We start from the raw sequence: 22,597 nt of genomic DNA, 5'->3' as shown, positions 1-22,597 counted from the left end.
TCTGGCGCGGGGGTTCGTAGGACTTGAAGACGCCCCGACCACCGTGCGGCGGAGGTTGAGCTAGTCAATGCGCAGAGCGGCGGCGATCTCGGCACCGTCGAGGGTGATCCCCGTGGGTTCGACCCCGGCGGAGAACCACTCGACCAGGAACTCGAAGGGCTGCTCCGGCGGCAACGGCCACAACCACAGCATCGCGTACGCGCGGACCGAATCGTCGCTGGCTGTCGCATCGGCCCAGGTGACGCTGAACGACGGCTCCAACCGCCACGCGCCGTCGCTGTGCCGGTAGGTGGGCCAACCGCCACCGTGCTCGACGGCGAGCGTGTCGTCGGCGAACCGGACGGCGAAGCGCGGAGGCTTGGCCGAGCCGGTGAGGCCCGCTCGGATCCGGTCCCACTCCGCGCCCGCGAGGCCGTCAGCCCTGGCGGTGACGCTCACCTCCAGGTGGCAGCCCTGCGGGGAGGCCCACACCGCGGTGACACCGACCGCGACGTTGCCGGTGCTGGCCACGGTCCGGCAGACCGGCAGCACGGTGCCACCCGAACCCCCGCCCGCCCACGGCTGGGCTCCCGGCGCGAGCGCGAACCGCGGCCTGCGGTGCACCTCGTCGAAGGAGCAGAACGATTCCATGCTCCGAAGGTAACCCCGGAAAACCCCGCGTGGACCAGCGGGAAAGCGATCTGGGGGTGTTTTCAGGGTTCCCCCTTGCGGAGCACGACGGCCCCCCGGAATCGGTCGTCCGGGGGGCCGTCGGGGTCGTACTAGCGAACGGGGATCAACGCGAGCGCGCTTCCCCCGCCGCGGCGGTTCGGCTCGGCGGCGAACTGGATGCGGCCGTTGCCGAGGAACTCCAGCGCGGCGACGGTGCCGATCTCCGGGTTCGGCGCGAACGTGCTGGGTGCCAAGGTGAACTCGTGCCCCTTGCGTTCCAGGACCGAGCGCAGCGGGCCGTCCATGAAGCCGCGCTCAGCCTCGGTCTTGGCCGCGTTGCGCTGCGAGATCCGCGGCGCGAGAACGGCCTCCGGCAACGACTTCCCGAGATCGAGCCGGTTCACCAGCGTCTGCAGCACCGTGGTGATGATCGTGGACCCGCCGGGCGAGCCGACCGCGAGCAGCGGCTTGCCGTTGGAGAGCACGATCGTCGGCGACATGCTGCTGCGCGGCCGCTTGCCCGCGGCGGGCGCGTTCGCCGGGAGCGGTGCGCCCGCGGCGGGCGGGGCGATGTCGAAGTCGGTCAGCTCGTTGTTGAGCAGGAAACCGCGCTTCGGCACGGTGATCCCGCTACCGCCGGTCTGCTCGATGGTCAGCGTGTACGACACGACGTTGCCCCACCGGTCGGCGGTCACCAGGTGCGTCGTCGACGGCCCCTCGTAGGTCATCGGGGCCGCGGGCATCGGCGTGGCGCACGGCTGACCCGGGACGATCTTGGTCGGGTCACCGGCGATCGCGGGGTGGCCCATCGTCCTGTCCGGCTTGATGGTGCACGCCCGCTGCTTGGCGAACTCGTCGGAGAGCAGCCCGGCCACCGGAACGTCCACAAAGGACGGATCGCCGACCCACTTGTTGCGGTCGGCGTAGGCCAGCCGCGAGGCTTCGAGGTAGAGGTGCAGCGCCTCGGTCTCGTCCTTGGGCGTCTTGCCGGAGAGCCGGTAGTTCTCCAGGATGTTCAGCGCCTCGCCCATGGTGGTGCCACCGGAGGACGGCGGGGCCATGCCGTAGACGTCCAGCCCGCGGTAGCCGATCTTGGTCGGCTTGCGCTCGGCCACCCGGTAGGCGGCGAGGTCTGCGGGCTTCATCAGCCCGGCGGGCACGGTCCGCCCGGCGGCCGGGTCCACCGGCGGCTTCTCCGCGGTCCGGGCCACGTCGCGCCCGAGCTCGCCCTTGTAGAGCCAGTCGACGCCCTTGCGTCCCAGCTGCTCGTAGGTGTCGGCCAGGTCCGGGTTGCGCAGCACCGCGCCGACCTCGGGCAGCTTCCCGCCCGGCAGGTACAGCTCGGCGGTGGCGGGGAAGTCCCGGAAGCGCTTCTCGTTCAGCGCGGTCTGGCCGCGGAACTCCTCGTCGACGACGAAGCCCTTGCGAGCGATCTCGACGGCGGGGCGCAGGTTCCGCCGGAGGTCGAACCGCCCCCACTTGCGCAGCGCGCTCTCCCAGGTCGCCGGGGTACCCGGCACGCCGACGGACAGGCCGGAGGTGACGGCCTGGTCGAAGGGCAGCACCTTGCCGGTCTTGGGGTCGACGAAGGAGTCCGGGCGCATCGCGGCGGGCGCGGTCTCGCGACCGTCGATCGTGTGCACCTGCTTGGACTTCGCGTCGTAGTAGACGAAGAAACCTCCGCCGCCGATGCCCGCCGAGTACGCCTCGGTGACACCGAGGGCGGCTGCCGCGGCGACGGCGGCGTCCACCGCCGTGCCGCCCCGGGCGAGGACCTCGATCCCCGCCTTGGTCGCATCGTGGTCGACGGTGGCGACGCCACCGCCGTAGCCGGTCGAGGTGGCGCGTTTGGCGGCGCCCGGCCATCCCACTCGCTCGTCCGGCGCCGCGATCGCGGACACCGGCGAGACCACGCCTGCCAGCACCGGGACCAGGGCGAGGACAGCCAGGCCGCGCCGGCTCCGCGCAGTTCTCGGAGTTGTCATCGCACCTTCCTACACGCAGGTCCCGGCAGATGGCATCCCCACGAGATCACGAAGTGGGTACCCTGATCCCGTGCGAGACGAGACGGCCACACTGCGTGACCGAAGCCGCGTCGTGGCCTTCGTGCTCCTCGCCGTCTACGTGACCCTGCACCTGTCCGTCTGCTGCTCCGGTCAATCGGACGCCTCGGTGGCGGTCACGCACGTCTCGCACGGGCACTCGCACAACCTGCCGCCGTGCGAGCCGCACGCCCACTCCGCGGACGACGTGCTGTGCACCGCCGTGCCGCGCACGAAGGGTGAACCCGCGCCACTGGCGGACGTCGCCGTGATCCTGCCCACGCTCGGGCTCGTGCTGCCGCCGTTGCCGCTGCGGAGAAGGCGAAGCAGCGCCTCCGGCTGGAGTGTCCACAGTGGACGCTCATTGCTGCTGACCATCTGCGTGGCGCGGAACTGACAGTGCCACCGCCCCGCCTCGCGCGGGGACGGCCCACTGCCACGTTCGCACTCAGCCGTGCCGAGCGGTTCTCGCGCGGCCGAAATCCCTTGAGGGACAACGCACATGGACACCGTCACGCAATCCCGCCCCGACCTGACCACCGTCGTGGGCAACACCCCCGTGCTGTGGATCGACGAACCGTCCACCGGCCGCGGTTTCTGGGCGAAGCTGGAGGGCAGCAACCCCGGCGGCATGAAGGACCGCCCAGCGCTGCACATGATCACCAAAGCCAGGGAGCGCGGCGACCTCGCGCCCGGCTGCATGATCGTCGAGTCCACCAGCGGCACCCTCGGCCTCGGTCTCGCGCTGGCCGGGATCGCCTTCGACCACCCGGTCACCCTGGTCACCGACCCCGGGCTGGAGCCGATCATGCACCGCCTGCTCGCCGCCTACGGCGCACGGGTGGAACTGGTCCGGCAGCCGCACCCCACCGGCGGCTGGCAGGAGGCGCGCAGGCAGCGCGTAGGCGAACTGCTCGCCCGATACCCCGGTTCGTACTGCCCCGACCAGTACAACAACCCCGACAACGTCGACGCCTACGCATCGCTGGCGCACGAGCTGATCGCGCAACTCGGCCGGGTGGACGCACTGGTGTGCTCGGTCGGCACCGGCGGTCACTCCGCGGGCGTGTCCCGCGAACTGCGCAAGCACTTCCCGCGCCTGCGCCTCGTCGGCGTGGACACGATCGGCTCGACGATCTTCGGCCAGCCCGCGCGGCCGCGGCTGATGCGCGGGCTCGGCTCCAGCATCTACCCGCGCAACGTGGCCTACGAGCACTTCGACGAGGTGCACTGGGTCGCGCCCGCCGAGGCCGTCGGGAAGTGCCGCGAACTCGCCGCCACCAGCTTCGCCAGCGGCGGGTGGAGCGTCGGCGCGGTGGCCCTGGTCGCAGGCTGGCTCGCTCACACCTCCGGACCCGACACCCGCATCGCCGCAGTGTTTCCCGATGGGCCGCAACGGTATTACGACACCGTGTTCAACGACGAGTACTGCGCGAAGCACGACCTGCTCGGCGCATCCGTGGCAGCGAATCCCGACGAGGTCGCCAGCCCCACCGAGCGCGAGATCCACCGTTGGACCCGCTGCGCCGACGTGACCGCCCCGGCGGGTGCGTGATGCGGGAAACCCTTGCGCAGTACCGATCCTTCAACCGCCCGGCACGGATGCTGGTGGTCAACCAGTTCACCATCAACGTCGCGTTCTACATGCTGATGCCGTACCTGGCCGCGCACCTGTCCGGCACGCTCGGGCTCGCGGGCTGGCTGGTCGGGCTCGTCCTCGGCGTCCGCAACCTCTCGCAGCAGGGCATGTTCCTGCTCGGCGGGGCGCTGGCCGACCGGTTCGGCTACAAGCCGCTGATCGTCGCCGGGTGCACGCTGCGGACCGGGGGCTTCGCGCTGCTCGGGCTGGTGGACTCGCTCCCCGCGCTGATCATCGCCTCGTTCGCGACCGGTTTCGCCGGGGCGCTGTTCAACCCGGCGGTCCGCGCCTACCTCGCCGCCGACGCGGGTGAACGCCGGATCGAGGCGTTCGCGCTGTTCAACGTCTTCTACCAGGCGGGCATCCTGGTCGGGCCGCTGGTCGGACTGGCGCTGACCGGCCTCGACTTCCGGCTCACCTGCCTGGTCGCGGCCGCGGTGTTCCTGGGACTGACGATCGCGCAGGTCCGGGCGCTGCCCACGCACGAGGCGGCGAGCGCGGACCGCGTCTCGTCCTGGCGGACGGTGCTCAAGAACCGGCCGTTCCTGGTGTTCTCGGCGGCGATGATCGGCTCGTACGTGCTGTCGTTCCAGGTGTACCTGCTGCTGCCGCTGCACGTGCGGAAGGTGACCGGGACCGAGCTCGGCGGCACCGTCGGCGTTGGCGCGCTCTTCGCGATCTCCGCGGTCGTGGCGATCGTCGGGCAGGTCCGGATCACCGCGTGGTGCAAGCGAAACCTGCCGCCCGGCCGGTGCCTCGTGCTCGGCATCGGGCTGATGACCTCGGCCTTCGCCGTCCTGCTCGGCGCGTCACTGCTCGGCCTCGACGGCTCCCCCGTCGCGCTCGTTCCCGCACTGCTGGCCGCGGCGGTCCTGACGGCGGGCACGATGGTCGGCTACCCGTTCGAGATGGACACCATCGTCTCGCTGGCGGACAACCGGCAGGTCGCGACGCACTACGGCCTGTACAACACGATCTCCGGCATCGGCATCACCGTGGGCAACCTGCTCACCGGTGCGGCGCTGGACATCGCCGAGCAGGTCGGAGCGCCCTACCTGCCCTGGCTGGCGCTGGTGCTGGCCGGGGCGGCGTGCACGCTCGCGGTCCACCTGCTCGACCGGTCACACCGGCTGCAACCCGCCTGACCTCAGTCCCGGACGATCCGCACCGCCACCGCGCCGACCCCGGCGAGAGCCAGCAGGGCGAGGCCGATGGCGAGTGCGGGCGCCGGCTCACCACGGGTGGAACTCACCGGCGGCGCGGCCAGCGAGGCGCCGCCGGACACCTCGTCCTCACCCGCGAGGTAGGGCTCCAGGGCCGCGGACGTGGGCTCCGCCGTCTTCGCCGTGGGGATCGAGGGCGACGCGGCCTGGCAGTCGGCCGGGCTCAGGCCGAGCACGACCACAAGACCGCAGTCCGGGCCGGGCTCGGCCGCTGCCACGGCGCTGCCCGGAACCGCCAGGACAAGCGCGCACGCGACCAGCACACCGCCGAGAAATCGCACGCTGCCCCTCCTCATCAGCCCTCAGTCATCTGGAATGTCCCTTTACCAACCGAATTCGTTACCTGCGGCCATCCGAGTGACCCTTCGTCATGCGGACCGGCCGACCGTCTCTCACCATGGGAGCGAGCCCATGGGGAGGCGTCACATGGACAGCACACCGATCACGATCAACTACGTTCCCGATGGTGACGACTGGACCATCACGGTCGACGCGGGCGAAGAGAGCACGACCGCGCACGCCCCCGGCCTGATCGCGGCGCGGGACAGCGCGGACCAGATCGTCGAGAAAATCGTCACCGGCAAGAAGCAGCGCACGGTCGTGCACCTGCTCGACGGCGACGCCTTCGCCTTCACCACCGCGTACCTGCACGCGCGCCACGGGATGACCACCAGCTACGCCGTCCCCGAGCAGGACGAGGCACCGGAGACCGAACCGGAGGAGTCCACGAGCGCCGCGGGCTGACACCGGCGACTTAGGATTGGCGAGCGGGCACACGGGCCGCACCGGTCGCAGGGGAGGCATGGTGGCCACAGCGCCCCAGGCGGAACAGCCCAGAACGGTCCAGCGGGGCAGGCCCCGTGACGCCAGCCGGGACAACGCGCTGCGCAAGGCGACGCTCGAGGTCATGGCCGAGGTCGGCTACCGGGCGCTCACCATGGACGCCGTCGCCGCACGGGCCCGGGCGGGCAAGGCCACCATCTACCGCCGCTGGGAGTCCAAACTCGAACTGGTCATCGACACCTGCCATGAGCTGGTCAGCCGCAGCATTCCCCAGCCGGACACCGGAACGGTCGCCGACGACCTCCGCGAGTTCCTGTCCACCTACGCGACCCTGCTGACCGGACCGATCGGCAAGGCGGCCCAGGCCCTGGTCGGCGAGCTGCCGCACGAGCCCGAGCTGGCCGAGGCGTTCCGCGCGGGTTTCCTCAGCTCACAGCGGAGAATCCTGCGCAGGATCCTGGAGGCGGGCACCGCGCGCGGTGAGATCCGCGCCGACGCCCCGCACGGCATCGTCGTCGAACTGGCCGGTGCGGCGCTCACCCACCGGCTGATGCTGATCGGTGAGCCCGCTGATCCGACCTACATCGACCGGCTCGTCGACGAGGCCCTGATGCCCCTGCTGCGCTGAACCGCCTAGCGGAACAGCTTGCGCACGAGGGTCAGCACCACAAGCACACCCAGCCCGATCAGCGGAAGCTTGATCTTGGGGTTGTCCAGCTTGTGACGCACGGCGTCCGAACCGCTCTCCACGAAACGCTTCGGGTGCGCACGCACACTCAGCTGGTCCAACGTGGTGGCGAGCGCGTCTCGCGCCTGCTCGATCTCGCGCTCAATGGTGTCCGGGTCGCGGGCCACGGCTCCTCCTCGCTCACGACACACTCCGGCCCAACACGGTAGTCAGCGCCGCGCCAGGCCCGGACACCGGCACGCCGAAAGTGGGGAAACGACGTTCCGACGCTGCCCGAGAGCGCCCGCGGCAGGGCCGATACGCTGTGTCCCGCAGGGGCCGTAGCCCAATTGGCAGAGGCACACGGTTTAGGTCCGTGCCAGTGTGGGTTCGAGTCCCACCGGCCCCACGGCCTCTGGCCGACCCTGCTCGGTGCTCCGCACCTCGCCGGGTCGGCCGTCGCCATGTTGGGGGACCGAGTCCCCCACACCCCCTGCGGTGCGAGCTCCTACCGACCCGGCGTGGCTCGGTGGGTTGTTGACCAGCACACGTTCGTGTCGCCAGCCCGGCAGGCCGCGTGCTGGGAACTATCTGTGTCAGCCGAGCGGCTGGGGTTCCTGTGTTCAACGGAGTAGTGCCTCGCGTTCCAGGGTAAGGCGGGCACGGTCTGCGGCGGCGTGTCCGGCTACCCAGCCGGACTGGTCGCGCGCGGTGAAGGAACGCGCTCGCATCTGCGGGAACAGGGCGTCCATCGTGTCGGCGACGGCCCGCTCGCGGTCGGCGAACACGGGGACGAGTGCTTGGGAAACCGACTCGTCCAGGTCGGTGACCGCGTGCAGTCGTTCGCCGATGCGCACCGCGTAGGAGATCAGGAAGGACTGCCGGAACGCGCGAGTATTGGCCTGTCCCGTCCCCTTTCGCTCGGCCAGCATCGCCCTGCTGGCCTGCACCAACAGCGAGGTCGCCAACAGTTCGGCCGAGTCCAGGTCCAGCTCGTCGCCGACCAGCGTGAGGAATCCCGGCTTCTCGGCGAGCACCGACCGGCACCGGTTGGCGCCGGCCACCGCCGAGACCAGGTGCGCCTTCTCCGCCAGGTACGGACTCTCCAACCAGATCCGCCGTGCGTTCACCACAGGAGACGCGCGTTCCGTGGCCTCAGCCGAAGCCCGGTCCAACGCGTGCCGGTTCATCAACTCCTGTGCCTTGGCGGACAGTGCCTCGGCCTCATCGGGATAGTCGGTGGACTCGGCCTTGGCGAGCAGCCCACGCACCCGCGCGAGCACCTTCTCGTCGACGCCCGCGCGCCTGTCGGGGCTGTCCTGCGCGTTGCCCGGCGACGGCAGGATCGGCGTGGTCGTCCCGGCGAAGGCGAGGTCGCCGATGACGGCGACGACAGCCACGAGCGTTGCCGTCTGTTCGTGGCCGTGTCGCCGTGCCCACTGGCTCAGCAGCGGTTCCGCCCGGTCCCACCACACCGTGGCGCCGATCTCCGTCAGCTGATCCCGCCACCGCGGATGCACGGTGGCGGGGGCGTAGCACGCGCATTCCGCGGCGATGACGTCCACCGCCAGCGAAGCGGCTTCCCGACCCACCCGTCGCCGGACGAGCTGGAACACGTCGACCGGCAGCCAACCTCGTTTCCACATCTCGCGAACTTCGGTCAGCAACATCTGATCCAGGTGGAGAAACGCCTTGCGGACACCCATTTCCTGAACCGCGGCGCTCAGCGTCTCCATCCGGTCCGCCGTCACATCCGGCCCCATCTGAACGTGTGCGTGGGCCGCAGCACGCACAGCCGCGAGCAACGAGTGCCGTTGCGCCTCCGCGTACAACTCCTCGTCGAACACATCGCCGCGCACGTCGTGCCGCGACCGGGTCGGGCCGCCGTGCGCCTGCGCCCGCTGCTTTGCCTTGGCGGCCCGTTTTTCCCGGTTCCGCTTGCCCATTGATCAACCCCCTCCCAGCTTCGGCCGACATCAGTGTCCTGGTTTCTCGCCCGGTACCCAGAACCGGCTGTGTGATCCGTGCACAGCTCGTCTGTCGTGGCCTCGCCAGTCTGGGGCGGGGCGCGGACTGGGCGCACTGAGGTTTTCTTCAATGTTCTGCTGTGGTTTTCAGCCCAGGTTTGGCTGGTCTTCCTCAGCGACTTGCCGACGCCGGATTCCTAGCGTCGTGGACGTGATCGACGAAGTCATGAATCTGGCAACCGGCACCGAACCCGGCGGCATCACCGGCTGGGCCATCGGGCTCATGGAGGCGTTGGGAGGGCCCGGCGCGGGGCTCGCCATCGCCCTGGAGAACCTGTTCCCGCCCCTGCCCAGCGAGGTGATCCTCCCGCTCGCGGGCTTCACGGCGAGCAAGGGAAGCCTCAGCCTGGTGGGCGCGATCCTGTGGACCACGCTCGGATCGGTGGTCGGCGCGATGATCCTCTACGCGGTCGGGGCCCTGCTCGGCCGGGAGCGCACCCGGGCGATCGCCGCGAAGCTACCGCTCGTGAAGGTCGCGGACATCGACCGGACCGAGGCGTGGTTCGCCCGGCACGGGGTGAAGGCGGTGTTCTTCGGCCGGATGATCCCGATCTTCCGCAGCTTCATCTCGGTACCCGCGGGTGTCGAACGGATGCGGATCCCGACGTTCCTGTTCTTCACCACCCTCGGCAGCCTGGTGTGGAACACCGCGTTCGTGCTGGCCGGGTACACCCTCGGCGAGAACTGGGGGTTGGTCGAGCAGTACGCGGGTGTGCTGTCGAAGGGGGTGGCCGCGGCCGTCGTCCTGGCGGTGATCTGGTTCGTGGTGACCAGGGTGGCGAAACGCCGACGGGTTCAGGAGCCGAGGTAGCGCAGGACAGCGAGCACTCGGCGGCTGTAGCCGGTCGTGTGCGACAGGTCGAGCTTCTCGAAGATCGCGTTGACGTGCTTCTCCACGGCACTCCGGGACACGTGCAGTTGTTCGGCGATGGTGCTGTTGGTGTGTCCCTGGGCCATCCTGCCGAGCACATCGCGTTCCCGACTCGTCAACCGCGCCAACGGATCGACGTGGGTGGTCCGGGACAGCAACTGCCGGACCACCTCCGGATCGAAGGCGGCCCCGCCTTCCGCGACCCGCTGCAGTGCGTCGAGGAACTCGCCCACCTGGACCACCCGGTCCTTGAGCAGGTACCCGACCCCCTCGGAGTCGGTGCTGAGCAGCTCGGTGGCGTACCGCTTCTCCACGTACTGCGACAACACCAGAACACCCACTTCGGGCCAGGTGCGCCGGATCTCCAGTGCGGCGCGCAGTCCCTCGTCCGTGTGCGTCGGTGGCATCCGGACGTCCACCACGACGACATCCGGCTGTTGCCGCCGCACGTAGGCCAGAAGCTCGGCAGCGTCACCGACCGCGGCCAGCACCTCGTGGCCCTCCTCGGCCAGCAGCCGGACCAGTCCTTCCCGCAACAACGCCGAGTCCTCGGCGAGGATCACCCGCACGGCAGCATCACCCGGATCTCCGTCGGTCCCCCGGCGGGACTGCTCAGCACGAACTCTCCGTCCAGCGCGGCGACCCGGCCGGCGAGGCCGCTCAGCCCGTGCCCGGCCGGATCGGCACCACCCCGTCCGTCGTCGCCGACGATGACCACGATCTCGTCCCCGATCCGTCCAATGTGGACCTCAACGCAGGAGGCACCCGAATGCTTCACCGCATTGGTCACCGCCTCGAACACGACGAAGTACACGACCGCCTCGACCGGCGAAGCGAGGCGTTCCTCCAACCGGTAGTGCAACCGCACGGGGACCTCGGAGCGTTCGACCAGTGCCGCGAGCACCTCGGCGAGTCCCAGATCGTCGAGGGCGCTCGGGTACACCCGCCACGCCACCTCGCGCAGGTCGGTCAACGCCTGCTGCGACTCCTCGTGCGCCTGGCGGAGCAACTCCTGCGCCATGTCCGGGTCCGTCCCCCTGCGGGCCCTGCCCAGCAGCATGCCCAGCGCGACGAGTCGCTGCTGGATGCCGTCGTGCAGGTCCCGCTCGATCCGGCGGCGCTCGTCGTTGATCGCTGTCACCATCTCGGCCCGGCTCACCGAGAGCTGGGTGACCCTGCGCTCCAGCACCTCGACCGCGCTCGGACCGAGCAGGCTGCGCAGCAACCAGCGTTCGACGGCGGCCTGAGCGAAGGTGAACAGCGCCGTGACGTACAGGCCGATCAGGCCCAGCACCGTCAACGCGACCATGTAGAACTCATTGTGGGAATCGGTCGGGTCGGCCTGGATGGCCCACCCCCGTGTGCCTTCCAGCAGGGACCCCGGCGGAACGTAGAGGTACACGGCAAGAAAACTGACGCCGTACCAGAATCCGACAAAGACGACGAGGCCTCCGAGCAGGCCGATCGGGGCACGCGCGGCGAGGTACCGCAGGGCGCGACGCCCATCGTTGTCCCTGCCGGGTTCGGCGCCGCACCACCGCACGAGGCGTCGGCGTTCCATCCGCACCAGCGCACATGCCTGGACAAGAACCATCGGGCGGGACGAGCGTCGAAGGACCGGCCACACGAGTCCCGGCGAGGACACGAGGCCGGCCCACAGCAGGAATCCGAGGTCTACCAAGGCCATCGGCAGTCCGAACAGGACACCGAGGGTCACTGCTCCCCAGGCGCGAACCCCCTCGGGCTTCGCCCTCCGCCACGCCGAATCAGCCCCCACAGGGCGAGGCTAACCGAGCCCGGGTTCCACTGCTTCCCCAACAGTGAGGCCATGTTCGGCACCACCGTGCCCGGCACCTCGACCGCGAGCCTTCGAGGCGGTCGAGCACCACCTACGCCACCGCGACGATGATCCCCGCTCGCAGCAGGGAGAACTCCATGGTCCGTGGAGGTTCGAACGCTAGACCGCTGAGGGCGCGAGCACTTCGAACCCGGCGTCCACGCGGATGATCTGGCCGGTCACCGCGGCGAAGCCGTCATCGAGGACGAGCCCGACGACGCGGGCGATGTCGTCCGGCTCCATCACGCGACCGAGCACCGACCTGCTCGCGAGGTGTTCGCGGTAGGCCGGGGACAGCACGGCGGTGGTGGCCTCGGTGTCGACGGCCGCGGGCGCGACCGCGTTCACCGTGATGCCCGCTCGTCCCGCGTCTGCAGCGACGTTACGCATCAACGCCTCCAGCGCGGTCTTGGCGGTTCCGTGCGCGAGTAGGGCGGGCGCGGCTTTTCCGGTGACACTGCTGGAGATGTACACGATCCGACCGCGTCCGCGGTCTCGCATGGCGGGGAGCACCTGCTGGGTGATGTGGAAGGCACAGGCCAGTTCGCCGCCCACCTTGTCCAGGAACACCTGCCACGGCAACGATTGGAGGTCTGCGAATGGCGGTTGGACATTGGCGTTGCACACCAGCGCGTCGATCCGGCCGGTGGCGCTGAGCACGGTCTCCACCAGCACCTTGACCTGATCGGCGTCCCGGACGTCGGCCGCGATCGCCTGGGCGGTGCCACCGGCGTCGACGATGGCGCGCACGGTGGCTTCGGCCGCCTCCGCGTTGCTCCGGTAGTTGACCACCACGTGGTGCCCGCGGGAGCCGAGGTCGCGGGCGATGGCCGCGCCGATGCCCCGGCTCGCTCCGGTGACCAGGGCGACCGGTCGCGGGTTGATCATGCGTCTCCTCCGGTGCGGTGCGCCGCGGTGCCGTTCAGGTAGGCGAGGACCGCCAGGACGCGTCGGTTGTCGTCATCGGACGGTGCCAGGCCGAGCTTGGTGAAGATGCTCGCGGTGTGCTTGCCGATGGCGCCCTCACTGATGAACAACCGCTGCGCGATGGCGGCGTTGGACCGGCCCTCGGCCATCAGCTCCAGCACCTCCCGCTCGCGCTCGGTCAGCTTGCCGAGAGGTTCGTCGCGGGCGTTGCTGGCCAGCAACTTCGAGATGACCTCGGGGTCCATCACCGTGCCACCACCGGCGACGCGGCGGACGGCGTCGACGAACTGCTCGGCGTTGAAAACCCTGTCCTTCAACAGGTATCCGATGGCGCCCGTGCCGTCGGCGAGCAACTCCCTGGCGTAGAGCTGCTCCACGTGCTGGGACAACACGAGCACCGGCAGGCCGGGCACCGCGCGGCGGGCGGACAGCGCCGCCTGGAGGCCCTCGTCGGTGAACGTCGGTGGCAGCCGGACGTCGACGACGGCCACGTCCGGCCGGTGTTCGGTGAGCGCGTGCTGGAGCTCCGGGCCGCTCTCCACCGCCGCCACGATCTCGAAACCGTGCGCCTGCAACAGGTGCGTCAGGCCGTCTCGAAGGAGGTAGAGGTCTTCGGCGAGGACAACACGCACGGCAACTCCATGATCACCTTGGTCGGCCCGCCCACCGGGCTGTCGACGGTGAACGTACCGTCGAAGGTCGCGAACCGGCGCTCGATGCCGCGCAGGCCGCTGCCCTGGCCCGGGTCCGCGCCGCCGCGCCCGTCGTCGGTGGCGACGATTCGCAGCCGTTCGCCGTCGTGGTCCAGCTCGATCGACACGCGGGCGGCTTCGGCGTGCTTGGCGGCGTTGGCCAGCACCTCGGACACGCCGAAGTACGCGGCGGACTCCACCGGTGCCTCGGGTCGCCCGCGCAGGACACCCGCGACCTCCACGTCGAGCGCGCTGTCCAGCGCCAGGGCACGGACCGCGTCGACGAGGCCGCGTTCGGCCAGCACCGGTGGGTGAATGCCGCGCACGAGGTCGCGGAGTTCGCGCAGGGCCACCGAGGACGCCTCGCGGACCTGGGCGACCAAAGCCTTGGCCGCGGCGGGGTCTCGTTCGATCAACGCCTCGGCCGCACCGAGCTTCAGGCCCATCGCGACCAGGCGGGCCTGGGCTCCGTCGTGCAGGTCGCGCTCAATGCGGCGCAGCTCGGCGGCCTGGGCGTCGGAGGCTTCGGCCCGGGACTCGGTCAGTGCCTCGACCCGCTTGGCGAGCAGGGCCGCCTGGGTGGGCGCGAGCAGTAGCCGGTTCCACTTCGCGTAGGCCTGGAGCAGCCGCGGGGTGACGACGAACGCGAGCACGGTCAGCAGCACGCCGAACACCGGCTCGAAGACGCCGGGCAGCGGGCCGAGCACGGTGGCCTTCGGCAGCAGCAGATCGGCGAGGGCGTAGCCGGACTTCACCGGCTCGCCGAGGAAGGAGGCGATCAGCGGCTCCCAGAACCACGGGAACACCCAGCCGAACGTGCCGATGCACGCCAGCACCGCGGGGAGGAACGGCAGCAGACTCACCACCGTGTTCAGCGCCATCCAGGCGAGGTCCCGCCAGGTGGCCCGGTCGGACATCACCCATTTCCACCGCTCGTACCGGATCACCGGGCCCGCGGTGCGGTACAGGGAGCGCCCGGCCTGGTACTTGCCGTCCGGGCGGGGGCGAGGCAGGACGGGCTCGGGCAGATAGGGGTCCGGGATCTCCTCGCCGAGCAGGTCCTTCACCCGGGCGCGGGCGAGGTTGGGCAGCGAGCGGCCCGCCTCGACCAGGGGTGGCCACACCAGAGTCTGCAGCCCGGTGAACAGAGAGACGACGAAGACGAGGAGGTGAGCGAGGAACAGCACCAGCCCCAGCGCACCGAACGCCGCGACGGCTGCCCCGTAGCCGATGGTGCGCAGCCGGTTCCCCAGCCAGACACGCGGCCTGGACTTCGGGCCGCGCGGACGGCGCTGCGCGAGCAGCAGGCGGTTCCACCGGCCCTGTGCGACCAGCAGGTGCGGCGCGGAGAGCACTCCGAACGTCATGACCAGTAGGCCGATCACGGGCGCCAAGCTCAGGGAAACGCCTGCGTACCAAGTGATTCCGATCGGCTGCCAGGGCGCGAGGAACCCGAGCAGGCCGTAGCCGAACGCCGCAGCGGGCAGCAGGCCGAGCACGGTGCCGACGATCCCGTTGACCAGCATCCACAGGTGGTCCCGCCAGGTCGCGGGGTCATCGGAGATCCAGGTGAACCGGCGCTGGTAGTTCAGCCACCAACCGCGCTTGTACAACATGTCGCCGTCGCGGTACCACCCGTCCTCCTCGGGTTGCACCGGTTCCGGTGCCGGGCGGTACGGATCTGGTATGTCCACTGTGGACCATCGTCCGCAGAGGCGGCGCACGAGCCTCGGCAGGGGCCTCGTCCACTCGACGACGTGCATGTGCGTGAAGACCAGGCCGACGAAGACCGGAACGAGGGCGAGCAGCACCAGCGCCCACGTGAGCAGCCCCACCACCGCGAGCCCCGCGAAGACGACGCCCCGCGCCATCGCGAGGGTGTACCTGCGCACCATGCCCTGCTCCTGACGACCGAGGTGAACGACAACGCGGACAGTCTGCGGCCCCGGCCCGCGCGAACGCATTCCGCCGAGCTCCCCGATGGCGGTGGTGCTAGGCCCACCCCCGTTCGGGAGCCAGACGGATTCTGGCCGGAGCCCGCCGTCCATAGCGTTTTCCCCGTCACCGCACCACAGTCGGAAAGGCGGGCGAGATGCCGGTCATCGAGGTCACCAACCTGCACAAGCGCTATCCCGGCAAGGTCGCCGTCCACGACGTGTCGTTCAGCGTCGAGCGAGGCGAGATCTTCGGCATCCTCGGCCCGAACGGGGCGGGCAAGACCACCACGGTGGAGTCCGTGATCGGGCTGCGCAAGCCCGACGGCGGCACGATCTCCGTGCTGGGCCTGGACCCGATCCGGGACCGCGACCGCCTCCGCACCAGGGTCGGTGTGCAGCTGCAGCAGAGCGAACTGCCGGAACGGATGCGGGTGCGCGAGGCCCTGGAGCTCTACAGCTCCTTCTACCCCGATCCCGTCGACTGGCGGGAGCTGGTGGACCAGCTCGGCATCGCGGACAAGGTCGGCACCGCGTTCCGCAAGCTCTCCGGCGGGCAGAAGCAGCGGTTGTCCATCGCGCTCGCGCTGATCGGCAACCCGGAGGTCGCCGTGCTCGACGAGCTGACCACCGGGCTCGACCCGCAGGCCCGCCGGGACACCTGGGAGGTGATCCAGCGGATTCGGGACCGTGGCGTCACCGTCCTGCTGGTCACGCACTTCATGGAAGAGGCCGAGTACCTCTGCGACCGGCTCTCGCTGATCGACGCCGGACGCGTGGTCGCCACCGACAGCCCGACCGGGCTGATCGCGCGAGTGGACAGCGGGGCTCGGCTGCGCTTCCGGGTCGCCGGACCGTTCGACCCCGCGGTGCTGACCGCGCTCCCCTGCGTGACCGGCGTGCGCAGGACCGGACCTCAGGTGCAGGTCACCGGAACGGGGGACCTGCTCGCCCAGGTCTCCGCGGCGCTCGGGGCGGCCGGGATCACCGCGGCCGACCTGCGCACCGAGCACACCACCCTCGACGACGCCTTCCTGGCGCTGACCGGCCACCAGCTGGCCGGCTGAGAAACGGGAGAGATGACGATGAACCGCCTGGCCCGCATCACCTCGGTCGAGCTCCGCCTCTTCCTGCGGGAGCCGATGACGATCTTCTTCGGCATCGCGTTGCCGCCACTGCTGCTGGTGATCTTCGGATCGATCCCGTCCTTCGCAGCGCCCAGCCCGGATTTCGGCGGGGAGCGCTTCATCGACGTGTACGCGCCCGCGCTGATCGCGACGTCACTGGCGATGCTGGCGCTGAGCTCGCTGCCGACGATCCTCGCCTCCTACCGGGAGAAGGGGGTGCTGCGTCGGCTGGCCACCACGCCGGTCCGGCCGGGGTTCCTGCTGACCGCGCAGGTGGTGTCGCACCTGCTGATGGCGCTGGTCTCGGTCGCCCTGCTGCTGGTGGTCGGCGCGACCGCGTTCGACCTGCCGTTGCCCGCGAACGCGCTCGGTTTCGCGATCGCCGTGGTGCTGGCGACGACCTCGGTGTTCGCGATCGGCCTGCTGATCGCCGCGCTGGCCAGGACCGGACGCCTCGCCTCCGGGATCGGTTCGCTGCTGTTCTTCCCGGTGGCCTTCCTCGCCGGACTGTGGACGCCGGGCCCGGTGATGCCGGAGTTCCTGCGCGGGATCGCCTCGTTCAGTCCGCTCGGTGCGGGCAGCCAGGCGATCAAGGACGCCTGGTCGGGCGCGTGGCCGCAGCCGCTGCACCTGCTGGTGATGCTCGGTTTCACCGCGCTGGCCGGGCTGGCGGCGGCCCGCTGGTTCCGCTGGGAGTAGGAACCGGGCGGGGCGGCGGGTTCGGCGGCTGTCTACCGTGACTGCCATGTCCGAGCTCGCCGCCCTTTCCGCGCGCCTGCGCGCCTTCGCCGCCGCCAGGAAGTGGGAGCCGTTCCACACGCCGAAGAACCTCGCGATGGCGCTGGCCGGTGAGGCGGGCGAGGTCCTCGCCGAACTCCAGTGGCTCAGCGACGCCGAGATCAGCGAAGGTCTCGCGGACGGCGAGCTGAAGCGGCGGCTGGCCGACGAGGCCGCCGACGTCTTCCTCTACCTGATGCAACTGGCGGACGCGAGCGGGATCGACCTGCTCGCCGCGGCGCACGCCAAGATGGACCGCAACGAGCTGCGCTTCCCCGCCTGATCAGCTCCCGCCGAGGTGGCGGTCGAACACCAACCGCTGCGCTTCCGCCAGCCCGACCGCGATGGCCCCGGAGAGCACCGCGTCCTCGCCCAGCTCCCCCTCGACGATGCGCGGCGCGAGCGGGGTGAACCCGCGCAGCGCGCGGTTGAGCGGTTCGAGCAGCAGATCGCCGTTGCGGCCAATCCCGCCGCCGAGCACCACCAGCTCCGGGTCGATCACCGCGGCCACCGACGCAACGCCGTAGGCCAGCCGCACGGCGATCAGTTCCACCGCGCGCAGGGCCTGACCATCGCCAGCGCGGGCCGCGTCGAAGACCTCGCGGGCGCTGTCGGGTTCCTCGACGCCGAAGGCCGCGGCGAGTTCGACGACCGAGCGCGCGGCGGAGACGCGTTCGAGCATTCCGCCCGGCGGTGGGGAAAGCTCGCCGGAGAGCAGCATCGCCTCGTCGAAGCGCCCGTACGGGAGGTAGCCGATCTCCCCGGCCGCACCGTGCGCGCCGCGGAAGAGCTTGCCGTCCACCACGATGCCCATGCCGAGACCGGTGCCGACGGTGATCAGCACGAAGGAGTTCGCGCCGCGCGCCGCGCCCTGTTCCCGTTCGCCCAGCGCCGCGAGGTTGGCGTCGTTCTCCACCATCAGGCCCGCGCCGAGCTCCGCCTCCAGCTCGTCGAGCAGTCCCCTGCGGCCCCAGCCCGGCAGGTTCGGCGCGTGCTGGAGGGCCCGGTTGCCGCGGTCGGCCACCCCCGGGCTGCCGACGACCTTGGCGACCACGTCGTCCAGCGTGCGACCCGCGCTCTCCAGCAGCTCTTCCGCGAGCTTGCGCACGGTGCGCACCAGGGAACTGGCGGAGCGGCAGCGGTTGCGTTCGTCCCGGTGGGCGATCAGCGCCCCGCTGAGGTCCACCACGCTCAACCGGATCCGTTCCCGGCCGATGTCGACCGCGAGCACGTGACCGGCGGTGGGATCGGCTTCGTAGACCACGGCGGAGCGGCCAGGTCCCGCCGAGGTCCGCCCGGCGGCGCGGACCAGTCCCGCCTCTTCGAGCCCGAGCAGGGCCTGGCCGACGGTGGGCTTGGACAGCCCGGTGTCCTTAGCGATCCGGGGCCGGGTTGCCGGTCCGGTGTGCCGCAGCCGCTCCAGCACGGCGCGCTGGTTGAGCGTGCGCATGCTCGACGGGGTGCCGAGGGGTGGGGTCAAGGCGACCTGCCTTCGTCCGAGAACCACAAAGTCTATTCAGCGCGCTGCACGAGCGGAGGATTCCCTTCCCTCCCAGCATATGTTAAGAAGTCTTCCAAATCGGCCCAGGAGGTTCGTCGTGGCAGGTGTCTCCCCACCGTCGTCCGGATCTCCGGAAGCCGGGTTCGAGCGCAGGATCGGCCTCCTCCAGGCCACCGGGATCAACATGACCCAGATGTGCGGGATCGGCCCGTTCATCACGATCCCCGGCATGATCGCGGCGATGCACGGGCCGCAGGCCATGTTCGGCTGGCTGATCGGCGCGATCATCGTGCTGGCCGACGGCCTGGTCTGGGCGGAGCTCGGCGCGGCCATGCCCGGCGCCGGGGGCACCTACCTCTACCTGCGCGAGGCGTTCCAGTACCGGACCGGGCGGCTGATGCCGTTCCTGTTCACCTGGACCGCGATGCTGTTCATCCCGTTGATCATGTCCACCGGCGTGATCGGCCTCGTCACGTATTTGGGCTACCTGGTCCCGGGCCTGGTGGACGCCGACGGGGTGACCACGTTCGCCGGGCACGCGGTCGGCATCGGGGTGGTGGCCCTGGTCGTGCTGCTGCTCTACCGCAGGATCGGCGAGATCACCCGGCTGACCACGGTGCTGTTCGGCGTGATGCTGGTGTCGGTGGTCGCGGTGATCGTCTCGGCCTACTCGAACTGGCACCCGGAGCTGGCCTTCGCCTTCACCCCGGGCGCGTTCTCCCTGGACGGCGGGCCGTTCTGGCTCGGCCTGGGAGCGGGCCTGATGATCGCCATCTACGACTACCTCGGCTACAACACCAGTGCCTACCTCGGCGCGGAGATCCGCGATCCGGGCCGGACGATCCCGCGCTCCATCGTGCTGTCGATCGTCGGGATGATGTCGCTGTACTTCGTGCTCCAGGTCGGCATCCTCGGCGTGCTGCCGTGGGAGGAGGCCGCCAAGCCCGGCCCGATCGCCTCCACCATCGTCGAGCACAACTGGGGTGTGACGGCCGCGCAGATCCTCACCGCGCTCGTGGTGGTCACCGCGTTCGCGTCGGTCTTCGCCGGTCTGCTCGGCGGTTCCCGGGTGCCGTACAACGCGGCCAAGGACGGGGTCTTCCTGCCGTGGTTCGGCAAGCTGCACCCGCGCCTGCACTTCCCGCACGTCGGCCTGCTGGCGATGGGCGTGGTGACCGCGGTCGGCTCGCTGCTGGACCTGGCCACCGTGATCGCCATGCTGACCGCGGTGTTCGTGCTCGTGCAGTCCATCGCCCAGATCGCCGCGCTGATCGTGCTCCGCAGGCGGCAGCCGGACCTGGCGCGGCCGTACCGCCAGTGGCTCTACCCGGTCCCGTGCGTCGTCGCGCTGCTCGGCTGGGGCTTCGTCTACTTCCACTCCGGGCAGCAGGAGATCCCCGGCACCGGGATCAACCAGTTCATGTTGTCCCTCGGTTGGGTGGGTCTCGGCGTGCTCGCGTTCCTGGTCTGGGCCCGGCGCGAGGGCTCGTGGCCGTTCGGCCCCAAGGAGATCCGCGAGGAGTTCCTGGGCAGGCCGTGACTTTGTCCCGCCCCGATCGGGACACCTGCTCCCGTGACCGGGCGGGGCATCACCGGCACACTGAGCGGGTGGTCGACCAAGACGCTCGGGTGGACCAGGAGAAACCCCAGCACAGCACGTTCTGGTCGAAATTCCCGCACAGGACCGTGCCGCTCGTTGCGGCTTCCCTGGTCCTGCTCGTGCTCAGCGTGCTCTGCTTCTCCTCCCGTGCCGTCGCGCCGTCGGACGGCACCGTCATCAACGTCGGCGACCTGGCCTTCGCTGACGGCAAGGTCGTGGTCCAGCAGACCCGCCCCGGCGCGCGGCTGCACCAGGGCGACGAGATCCTCAGGATCGGCGGGCGGGTGCTCGCCGATCAGGTCCGGCCCGGCGCGCTCGACGCCGAGGTGGGTGAGCAGCTGACCTACGTCGTGCTGCGCGGCGGCGTGGAGACAGAGGTCCTGGTCACGCTGGAGCCTTACCCGGTGGTGTCCGCGCTCGCCGGCCAGTGGCCGATGGTGCTGCTCATCTCGATCATCGTCAGCGTCGCGCTGTTCATCTACGCCAACCGGCCGAGGGACCCGGCGGCCCGCGCGTCGCTGATGATCGCGATGACCTCCCTGTTCTGCACCTCGGGCAGCGGCTACTTCAAGCTGGAGGCGCTGGACCTGGTCTCCGGCGTGCAGTTCTGGCGCTGGTATCTCGCGCAGATCGGGTTCGCGCTGCTCTGGAGCTCGATCCTGTACTTCGCGCTGTCCTTCCCGACCGCGCTGGCTTCGCGGCGGCGCAAGCTCTGGGTGGCGCTGGCCTACCTCGGCCCGCTGCTGCTCTACCTGGGCGATGTCGCGCTACGGCTGCCGTGGGCCACGTCCGCGCTCGCGCGCTGGGGGCTTGTCGGTGCACCGGTGCGCCTGATGGTCTTCGTCTACCCGGCGCTGGTTTTCGTGATGCTGGTCTACCGGTACCAGACCTGCGAGGACTCGCTCGCGAAGCAACGGTTGCGCTGGCTCGCGGCGACGCTGGGCGGAGCTTCGCTGCTCTACGTGCTGTTCTGGATAGCGCCGGAAATGGTGTGGGGCACGCTGCCGCTGCCGCGCGAGCTGTATCCCGTCGTCTTCATGCCCGCTCCGTTGGCGCTCGCCGCGGCGGTGCTGCGCTACCACGCGTTGAACATCGAGGTCGTCGTCAGCCGCTCGCTGGCCTATGCCTTCTTGTCCGCGTGCGTAGCCGTCGGTTACGCGGCAATCGTCAGCATGCTGTCCACGACGCTGCCGAGGCTGAACGGCTTGTGGAATCAGGCAATCGCCGCAGGTGTGGCAGCCGCGCTAACTCTGCCCCTGCGCGACCGCGTGCACGCCATGATCAACCAGCGGCTTTTCGGAGCGCGACAGGACCCGTACCGCGTCGTCTCCGTGCTCTCTGACCGTCTTCAAAGCACCAAGACGCCACAAGAGACCGTACAAGCCGTAGTGGAAACCGTTGGGCAAGCGCTGCGTCTTCCATACGCAGCAATCGAACTACGACGCGGAGAAGGTTCTGAGCAAGTCGCGGTCTTTGGTACACCGGCGGGCCTGTTGACCCGTCTTCCCTTGAGCTACCAAGGAGAAGTGCTCGGTGACCTGGTGGTGGCGCGAGGCCCGCGCGAGCGGTTCAACCGCAAGGACCGGGCTGTGCTGACCGACATCGCGCGACATGCCGGAGCGATCGTGCACACCGCGCGGCTGACCACCGACCTCGCGCGCAGCCGTGCGGAGATCGTGCAGGCGCGCGAGGAGGAACGACGACGGTTGCTGCACGACCTGCACGACGGCGTCGGCCCCACGCTCGCCGCGGCGACGCTGGGGCTCCAGGCGTCGCGGCGCCTGCTGACGACGAACCCGCCCGCAGCCAAGGACATGCTGCACCGGCTCGAAGACGACCTGCAGAACGCCATCGGCGAGATCCGCCGCGTCGCCAACGAGCTGCGCCCGCCGGTGCTCGACCAGTTGGGCCTGGTGACCGCAGTGCGGGAGCACGCGAACACCCTGGCCGGGCGGCTCGGGCCGTTGAGCGTGGAGATGGACCTGCCCGACGAGCTGCCCGCGCTGCCCGCCGCCGTGGAGGTCGCGGCCTACCGCATCGTGTGCGAGGCGCTGACCAACGTCGCGCGGCACTCGAAGGCGCAGCGCTGCGCGGTCCGGCTCGGGCTGGACGACGGGCTCAGCCTGGAGATCTCCGACGACGGGGTGGGGCTGCCCGCCCGGTACCGCGACGGCGTGGGACTGCACTCGATGCGGGAGCGCGCCGTGGAGCTCGGGGGAAGTTGCACCGTGGAGTCCGAGGCCGGCCGTGGCACCCGCGTGCTGGCCCGCCTGCCGTTGCCAGAAGGGGGAGCCTGAGG

22 protein-coding genes and 1 tRNA gene are annotated in these 22,597 nt (G+C 70.3%); 12 read left to right on the top strand and 11 right to left on the bottom strand.

Features of this window, described 5'->3' with window-relative positions; translation table 11 throughout:
* Window positions 1-60: 60 nt before the first annotated feature.
* Window positions 61-630, bottom strand: a complete 570-nt coding sequence (locus tag NLX83_RS15960) for a hypothetical protein (protein WP_254235623.1) — start codon at window positions 628-630, stop codon at window positions 61-63.
* Between the two features lie 131 nt (window positions 631-761).
* Entirely contained in the window at window positions 762-2,636 is a 1,875-nt protein-coding gene (ggt, locus tag NLX83_RS15955; RefSeq protein WP_254235622.1) for a gamma-glutamyltransferase, read from the bottom strand.
* 70 nt (window positions 2,637-2,706) lie between these two features.
* Here ggt and NLX83_RS15950 point away from each other — a divergent pair, with 70 nt between their 5' ends.
* From NLX83_RS15950 to NLX83_RS15940, 3 genes are all read left to right on the top strand, one after another.
* Window positions 2,707-3,090 (top strand): hypothetical protein, encoded by a 384-nt coding sequence (locus NLX83_RS15950; protein ID WP_254235621.1) that lies wholly within the window; start codon window positions 2,707-2,709, stop codon window positions 3,088-3,090.
* A 105-nt stretch (window positions 3,091-3,195) separates the two neighbouring features.
* Window positions 3,196-4,248, top strand: coding sequence for a PLP-dependent cysteine synthase family protein (locus tag NLX83_RS15945; protein WP_254235620.1), 1,053 nt, complete (start codon window positions 3,196-3,198; stop codon window positions 4,246-4,248).
* On the top strand, window positions 4,248-5,477 hold the full coding sequence (locus NLX83_RS15940) for an MDR family MFS transporter (protein ID WP_254235619.1): 1,230 nt from the start codon (window positions 4,248-4,250) through the stop codon (window positions 5,475-5,477). Before NLX83_RS15945 ends, NLX83_RS15940 begins: the two co-directional genes overlap by 1 nt.
* A gap of 2 nt (window positions 5,478-5,479) precedes the next feature.
* Here the strand turns inward: NLX83_RS15940 and NLX83_RS15935 are convergent, their stop codons facing one another.
* The gene (locus NLX83_RS15935; protein ID WP_254235618.1) at window positions 5,480-5,836 is read right to left on the bottom strand and encodes a hypothetical protein; all 357 of its coding nucleotides are present in this window, start codon (window positions 5,834-5,836) and stop codon (window positions 5,480-5,482) included.
* Window positions 5,837-5,981: 145 nt separating this feature from the next.
* Here NLX83_RS15935 and NLX83_RS15930 point away from each other — a divergent pair, with 145 nt between their 5' ends.
* Window positions 5,982-6,299, top strand: coding sequence for a hypothetical protein (locus NLX83_RS15930; protein WP_254235617.1), 318 nt, complete (start codon window positions 5,982-5,984; stop codon window positions 6,297-6,299).
* 61 nt (window positions 6,300-6,360) lie between these two features.
* The gene (locus tag NLX83_RS15925) at window positions 6,361-6,966 is read left to right on the top strand and encodes a TetR/AcrR family transcriptional regulator (protein WP_254235616.1); all 606 of its coding nucleotides are present in this window, start codon (window positions 6,361-6,363) and stop codon (window positions 6,964-6,966) included.
* A gap of 5 nt (window positions 6,967-6,971) precedes the next feature.
* Here NLX83_RS15925 and NLX83_RS15920 read toward each other — a convergent pair whose 3' ends face one another.
* Window positions 6,972-7,193, bottom strand: a complete 222-nt coding sequence (locus NLX83_RS15920; protein WP_254235615.1) for a DUF3618 domain-containing protein — start codon at window positions 7,191-7,193, stop codon at window positions 6,972-6,974.
* Window positions 7,194-7,340: 147 nt separating this feature from the next.
* Here NLX83_RS15920 and NLX83_RS15915 point away from each other — a divergent pair.
* A tRNA-Leu gene (locus NLX83_RS15915) sits at window positions 7,341-7,414 on the top strand.
* A 214-nt stretch (window positions 7,415-7,628) separates the two neighbouring features.
* Here the strand turns inward: NLX83_RS15915 and NLX83_RS15910 are convergent.
* Complete coding sequence (locus tag NLX83_RS15910) at window positions 7,629-8,951, bottom strand: DUF2786 domain-containing protein (RefSeq protein ID WP_254235614.1); 1,323 nt, start codon at window positions 8,949-8,951, stop codon at window positions 7,629-7,631.
* Window positions 8,952-9,198: 247 nt separating this feature from the next.
* On the opposite strand from NLX83_RS15910, the gene NLX83_RS15905 reads away from it, so the two are divergent.
* Window positions 9,199-9,843 (top strand): DedA family protein, encoded by a 645-nt coding sequence (locus tag NLX83_RS15905; RefSeq protein WP_254236238.1) that lies wholly within the window; start codon window positions 9,199-9,201, stop codon window positions 9,841-9,843.
* Here the strand turns inward: NLX83_RS15905 and NLX83_RS15900 are convergent.
* The 5 genes from NLX83_RS15900 to NLX83_RS15880 all read right to left on the bottom strand — a co-directional run bounded on the left by NLX83_RS15900 (window position 9,828) and on the right by NLX83_RS15880 (window position 15,254).
* The gene (locus tag NLX83_RS15900; RefSeq protein WP_254235613.1) at window positions 9,828-10,472 is read right to left on the bottom strand and encodes a response regulator; all 645 of its coding nucleotides are present in this window, start codon (window positions 10,470-10,472) and stop codon (window positions 9,828-9,830) included. The two genes, NLX83_RS15905 and NLX83_RS15900, sit on opposite strands and share 16 nt — an antisense overlap.
* A complete protein-coding gene (locus tag NLX83_RS15895) occupies window positions 10,463-11,620 on the bottom strand; it encodes a sensor histidine kinase (protein WP_254235612.1) in 1,158 nt (385 codons plus the stop codon). The genes NLX83_RS15900 and NLX83_RS15895 overlap by 10 nt, the downstream gene beginning before the upstream one ends.
* 240 nt (window positions 11,621-11,860) lie before the next feature.
* Window positions 11,861-12,628 carry an SDR family oxidoreductase gene (locus NLX83_RS15890; RefSeq protein WP_254235611.1) on the bottom strand — a complete coding sequence of 256 codons (768 nt, stop codon included), beginning with the start codon at window positions 12,626-12,628 and terminating at the stop codon, window positions 11,861-11,863.
* On the bottom strand, window positions 12,625-13,299 hold the full coding sequence (locus tag NLX83_RS15885; RefSeq protein WP_254235610.1) for a response regulator transcription factor: 675 nt from the start codon (window positions 13,297-13,299) through the stop codon (window positions 12,625-12,627). The genes NLX83_RS15890 and NLX83_RS15885 overlap by 4 nt, the downstream gene beginning before the upstream one ends.
* On the bottom strand, window positions 13,251-15,254 hold the full coding sequence (locus NLX83_RS15880; protein WP_254235609.1) for a sensor histidine kinase: 2,004 nt from the start codon (window positions 15,252-15,254) through the stop codon (window positions 13,251-13,253). Before NLX83_RS15880 ends, NLX83_RS15885 begins: the two co-directional genes overlap by 49 nt.
* Window positions 15,255-15,451: 197 nt before the next feature.
* On the opposite strand from NLX83_RS15880, the gene NLX83_RS15875 reads away from it, so the two are divergent.
* Genes NLX83_RS15875 through NLX83_RS15865 form a run of 3 tightly spaced genes read left to right on the top strand, consistent with a single transcriptional unit; the run spans window position 15,452 to window position 17,480 of the window.
* Window positions 15,452-16,360: an ABC transporter ATP-binding protein gene (locus NLX83_RS15875; protein WP_254235608.1), complete on the top strand. Its 909-nt coding sequence runs from the start codon at window positions 15,452-15,454 to the stop codon at window positions 16,358-16,360.
* A gap of 12 nt (window positions 16,361-16,372) precedes the next feature.
* On the top strand, window positions 16,373-17,119 hold the full coding sequence (locus NLX83_RS15870; protein WP_254235607.1) for an ABC transporter permease: 747 nt from the start codon (window positions 16,373-16,375) through the stop codon (window positions 17,117-17,119).
* Between the two features lie 46 nt (window positions 17,120-17,165).
* A complete protein-coding gene (locus NLX83_RS15865) occupies window positions 17,166-17,480 on the top strand; it encodes a nucleotide pyrophosphohydrolase (protein ID WP_254235606.1) in 315 nt (104 codons plus the stop codon).
* Here NLX83_RS15865 and NLX83_RS15860 read toward each other — a convergent pair whose 3' ends face one another.
* A complete protein-coding gene (locus tag NLX83_RS15860; protein WP_254236237.1) occupies window positions 17,481-18,647 on the bottom strand; it encodes an ROK family transcriptional regulator in 1,167 nt (388 codons plus the stop codon).
* Between the two features lie 148 nt (window positions 18,648-18,795).
* Between NLX83_RS15860 and NLX83_RS15855 the strand changes: the two genes are divergently transcribed.
* On the top strand, window positions 18,796-20,238 hold the full coding sequence (locus NLX83_RS15855; protein WP_308209313.1) for an APC family permease: 1,443 nt from the start codon (window positions 18,796-18,798) through the stop codon (window positions 20,236-20,238).
* A 68-nt stretch (window positions 20,239-20,306) separates the two neighbouring features.
* Window positions 20,307-22,595 (top strand): sensor histidine kinase, encoded by a 2,289-nt coding sequence (locus NLX83_RS41865; RefSeq protein WP_254235605.1) that lies wholly within the window; start codon window positions 20,307-20,309, stop codon window positions 22,593-22,595.
* Window positions 22,596-22,597: the final 2 nt, after the last annotated feature.

Origin of the sequence: Allokutzneria sp. A3M-2-11 16 (genome assembly GCF_024213555.1) — a bacterium.
Taxonomy (GTDB): Bacteria; Actinomycetota; Actinomycetes; order Mycobacteriales; family Pseudonocardiaceae; genus Allokutzneria.
Note: the sequence above shows the minus strand (reverse complement) of the source record. Positions and strands in the feature narration are given on the sequence as shown.